At 65.6% G+C, this 302-nt stretch carries 1 protein-coding gene; it reads right to left on the reverse strand.

The window, feature by feature from the left end:
- Nucleotides 1–272 (reverse strand): hypothetical protein (locus ACSNOK_RS33735; protein WP_436784570.1); only part of this gene is annotated, 272 nt, incomplete at its 3' end.
- Nucleotides 273–302: the final 30 nt, after the last annotated feature.

Raw genomic sequence — 302 nt, forward strand, 5'->3', positions numbered from 1 at the left:
TACCCCAGGAGCAGGCGCCGGAGCATTTCGAGACTGGCGAACGCCATCTCGTTGCGGCCCGATCCGACAATGAGCTCGTGCGGCATTGGCCCTCCGTGACCAAGGCGCCAGGGGCGCGTCGAACGGTCGGCGAGCATGGCGCGTTCGGCGTAGATCATGAGTGCGCGGCAGAGCATGTCGCTGATGTTCATCGGCTGCCCGTCGTCCCCGAACTCGGGGCGGGCAAGCTCGCTCTTCTTGCGGCGAGCGCGGCGGGAGAGAAATTCGAGCACCTCATCTTCGGGGTTCCCGTTCTTGCGCAT

Origin of the sequence: Streptomyces sp. URMC 126, from assembly GCF_051386555.1 — a bacterium.
Taxonomy (GTDB): domain Bacteria; phylum Actinomycetota; class Actinomycetes; order Streptomycetales; family Streptomycetaceae; genus Streptomyces.